Origin of the sequence: uncultured Cardiobacterium sp. (assembly GCF_938028185.1) — a bacterium.
Taxonomy (GTDB): Bacteria; Pseudomonadota; Gammaproteobacteria; order Cardiobacteriales; family Cardiobacteriaceae; genus Cardiobacterium.
In genome coordinates, this window is record NZ_CALJAH010000251.1 from 1 (window position 1) to 3,801 (window position 3,801).

Genomic DNA, 3,801 nt, shown 5'->3' on the forward strand with positions numbered 1-3,801 from the left:
CTGCCACCCACAGCTGGTTTGGCCGGCTCGCGCTGAAGTCGCGTTTGACCAAATCCGGCAAGTCCGAACGCCCTTCGCTGACGGTGCTGCGCTTGCCCTTGCCGCGCCACACGCCCTGCAAGCCTGCACGGCGCACCAACCGCTCAATCGTGCCGTGCGCCATCGCGATGCCCCCCGCATAGCAGCTGTTTCCAGACCTTGCGCACGCCGCAGATTACATTGCTCTCGTCGTAAACTATTAATATTTCAACAAGTTACGCTTCAGCAGGGCGGCTATGTAGGCGACCACGTGGCGGCGTGCTTCTTGCCCCGCCCCGCCGTATCGCGCTGTTTCGCCCCTTCGCGGGAGAGGTGTTCGGAGAGTTCCGTCCCGCCCGCGTAGCTGTGCAGGGTGTCGTAGATACCGAAATCTTTGCCCGCGTCTGCAGGGATGGCGGGCAAGCACGTCGTCCGCCAGCCAGCCTTGCAAGTCGCCGTCGCAGTAGATGAACAGCCGCTTTACCGGCGGCAGGGCGAGTGTTTCCGGCCCGTGGCAGAAAAACGCACTCCATACCGGCCAGCCCGTCAGTTGCCGGGTGGCGTCATCGGTAACGTGCGTCCAAGATTGTCCCGCTCTTTCGGGCAGGGGCAGGATTTCGGCATGGTCGCGGTATTTCATTGCCCCGTCTCCTTCACCCAGGCGATGTATTCAAAGGCCACGGTGACTTGGGGCGATCATTGTGCATCTCCGTCCAAACGCTGCGCAAAGTCCTGATAGAGTGGATCTGTCGGCTTGGTGCTGATGAAATAGGCATCATGTTCGTGGTCGGCAATGAAGGCGGCAACGGCAGCTTTGGCACTTTCTTCGTCGGGGAAGCGCCCTAAAGGTTGCCAGCGAGCAGAATAAATATTGGCGGCGATGTCTTGCTCCGTGCGTTCCAGCGGCACGGCCACAGCGGCGATATAGGGAAATGGCGGGATGGTTTTCATGGTTGTACCTCTTGTAGGTTGTCCGCGCTTTGGCTGCTATTCCAAATGGCGGCGTGGGGGGGTTAGCAGACCGGCCAATGAAACCGGCAGGCGCGAACGCCTCTCCGCTCCTACTCCATCGGGTGCGGTTTTCGGGCATAAGAATGCCGTCTTGCGTTGGTCCGTCGTTGGTTTCAGCCTGCTAAAGCTCACCGCTGATGTTGCAGCGGCGCGTGCATGGTGTACCTTGCGGGCAATGGGGTCAAGGAGGATGGTGAGGCTGGGGTTCATTGCAGCGCCTCCCAAACAAAGGCGCGTTCTTGTTGCAGGCGGGCTTTCATGAGGCGGTGATGCTGCTTTTCCAGCTTGCGCTGATTCAGGTGCTTGCCTGCTTCGCTGCCGCGTTCGCGGGATTGCCGTTCCTGTTCTTCCCAAAAGACGAGGTTGTCACGGATGTCTTCACGTCTGGCTTCGCCCGTCGCCCAGTATTGCCACAGCACTTCTTCGCACTCCGCCTGGTAGCGGCGGATGGTGTCGCGGATGGCGGGCGCTACCTTGCCGGGGTTGATGGTGTGCAGCCATGCGGGCAGTTATTTCAGCGGCAGGCAGAGCATACGCCGCTGTTTGCCGTCGTCGGCAACCGTGGTCATGATGACCACAGTTGAGGCAAAGCGGGTCGTCAGCTTGCGCTGTTGGCTTTTCCAGCTCATATCCATGCCTTCCACGATGGGGCGAAGGGGTTCTCGTCGTGGTCGATGAGTACCAGCGGCTTGCCGTGAAAGGGGATGGTGATTTTGACGGTACTCATCGCGCCCTCCGTGCCTTTCTGGCGGCATAGACGTCGCGGATGTATTGCGGATCGGTGTGGCGGGCGATGTTCACCGTTGAGAAGCGTTCATAGAATTCTCGTTGGGTGATGGTCTGCCCATCGAGCAGGCACGCCAGCACTTCAGCAATCACGGAATCCACTACGGGAGGAAATGCCGGGGTACAATCCGTTGGCGCTATACTTCGATTGAGGTTGTCCGAAAGGGCGGCTTTTTTTCGTTTCCATTATTGCCCACTTGTGCTTGCAGTCGATGATTCGTCAACAAAAACAAACTTCGTGCGGGACGGGCTGGTATAGATGGCGCTATCGGCTGCGGCTACAAAATATAATGGCGTCCCGCTTGCTGTAGTTCTGGTACGAGTAGCGCGGGTCTTTCGTGTTTTCCGACATCATGGTGCGAACGCAAGTATGGTAAGGCGAGAGGTAATAATAGGTAGCTCCCAGTACCACAATCAACAGTGCGACAAGTGCTATATACATCACCATCTTTTGCCGGAACAATTGCGCCAGTTTATCACCCAATTCAAGGTTCTTTGCCGCATTGGTGATGCCCTGCGCGCTATTTGCCATAAAGACAGATATTCCCCCCCCTTCTTCATCAGTTTCAAGATAATCATTTATCAACACATTACATATTGCGCGCCAGTATTTATATGAAAAATAAAAAAATACAATCCAAGAAAAGAGCAACCAAAATCCATCTTTATATTGGCTAAGTTCTGCCGGAATCATGGCAATAAAAAGGAAGGATAACACACTCGGAACTGCCAAAAGTACAGATAAAACAACTGCGGCAGGTTTCTCAAATGGTGCTCGCCATAATCTTCTTACACCTCTCGCCAGATAATAAAAAGCTACGATAATGACCAATCTGATAGCGAACCAAATTACGAAGGCGATTACTATTTCTGTGGTGCTCATGGTGCTGGTCATCAAACGATAAACAGCTTGTGGATCAAATACATCAACGCTATATGCACGAGCATTTTGTTTTTTGGCTGCTGCTTCTGCTTCCATTTCGGCACGGTAGCCGCCGAGGATGTCATTCTGTATCGCGTATGGACTATTGGTATAAGAAACAGGTTTTTGTTTATGTGAAGATTTCGTTGTTGTAGGTAATGAATATTGTTTCTTTGAGGCATTAAATATAGATACGTTATTTTTTCCTATTCTTTTTTTGGCTTCCATAGCAACCTGAAGCAATTCCTTGTTTGATACTTGTATCATCAAAACATAATTACTTAGTTTATATTCAAAACAATTTAACTCAATAATTACGTTCCCCTTGTTATAAAAAGAAAGTGTTTCAGTGTTGAGTGATTCTATTAAGCCTGGATTATATCTTTTTTAAAACTCTTTTCGTATGATTCCTTCCCGTTTATACATCCAGATTTATCTATACCAAAGCTATATTCTAGTCCTGCTATTCTAGCTATTTTGAAGTCATAAGGATTTAAAGTAAGCAAGTACGATATCCGCTCTTTTTTTATATTATTTTCTAAGAAGACGGAGAATACTTCATCATCTTCCGTAATTTCATAATCTTGGCGCTGTATATTAAATACCTCGCCAAATCTAAAACCAAATATTCCGTCAATCTCTTCTGCATATACAGCCGTGGATAATGTTGCCGCTACAAGTAACAACAGCTTCTTCATCTTTCCTCCTGATTAGTGATTGCATTGCGGGCTGCCATGGGCGCTGCCACCTTCGAGGCATTCACACGCCTCGCTGTTGGGCTTTGCTGCGCGGCGGTATTTCCAGTTCGATGTCGACCACGGTTGGATCGGATGGCGCCAGCATTTCGACGGCATTGCGCCACTTCCGGGCAGGTTCGGCATTCTCCAGCACATCATGCGGGGCGGGTTCGGCCAGGCGGGTGATGATGACGGGCGCGCGTTCGGCGGCCTTCTGTACTTTGCTGGTGTGCTGGTTGAAATAGCGGCTGGTGATGGTGATCATGGGCGGCTCCTTGTCGTGTGTTTGTAGGGATGTTACTACCACGCGCAAGGGCTATCAATGGC

General features: G+C 51.7%; 7 protein-coding genes and 1 pseudogene. All 8 read right to left on the reverse strand.

The annotated features are described in order from the left end of the window. Nucleotides 1-273: 273 nt before the first annotated feature. The 8 genes and pseudogenes from Q0349_RS07265 to Q0349_RS07300 all read right to left on the reverse strand — a co-directional run bounded on the left by Q0349_RS07265 (nt 274) and on the right by Q0349_RS07300 (nt 3,739). Nucleotides 274-441 (reverse strand): hypothetical protein, encoded by a 168-nt coding sequence (locus tag Q0349_RS07265; RefSeq protein WP_298080208.1) that lies wholly within the window; start codon nt 439-441, stop codon nt 274-276. A 273-nt stretch (nt 442-714) separates the two neighbouring features. After that, entirely contained in the window at nt 715-969 is a 255-nt protein-coding gene (locus Q0349_RS07270; RefSeq protein WP_298080209.1) for a hypothetical protein, read from the reverse strand. A 266-nt stretch (nt 970-1,235) separates the two neighbouring features. Next, complete coding sequence (locus Q0349_RS07275) at nt 1,236-1,448, reverse strand: hypothetical protein (RefSeq protein WP_298080214.1); 213 nt, start codon at nt 1,446-1,448, stop codon at nt 1,236-1,238. Between the two features lie 27 nt (nt 1,449-1,475). Next, a pseudogene (locus Q0349_RS07280) lies at nt 1,476-1,664 on the reverse strand (phage antirepressor N-terminal domain-containing protein); the annotation flags it as partial. A gap of 88 nt (nt 1,665-1,752) precedes the next feature. After that, nucleotides 1,753-1,908, reverse strand: a complete 156-nt coding sequence (locus Q0349_RS07285) for a hypothetical protein (protein ID WP_298080210.1) — start codon at nt 1,906-1,908, stop codon at nt 1,753-1,755. Nucleotides 1,909-2,080: 172 nt separating this feature from the next. After that, entirely contained in the window at nt 2,081-2,965 is an 885-nt protein-coding gene (locus Q0349_RS07290) for a hypothetical protein (RefSeq protein ID WP_298080211.1), read from the reverse strand. Nucleotides 2,966-3,102: 137 nt separating this feature from the next. Continuing rightward, a complete protein-coding gene (locus Q0349_RS07295; protein WP_298080212.1) occupies nt 3,103-3,435 on the reverse strand; it encodes a hypothetical protein in 333 nt (110 codons plus the stop codon). Nucleotides 3,436-3,496: 61 nt separating this feature from the next. After that, nucleotides 3,497-3,739, reverse strand: a complete 243-nt coding sequence (locus Q0349_RS07300; protein ID WP_298080213.1) for a type II toxin-antitoxin system Phd/YefM family antitoxin — start codon at nt 3,737-3,739, stop codon at nt 3,497-3,499. Nucleotides 3,740-3,801 lie beyond the last annotated feature (62 nt).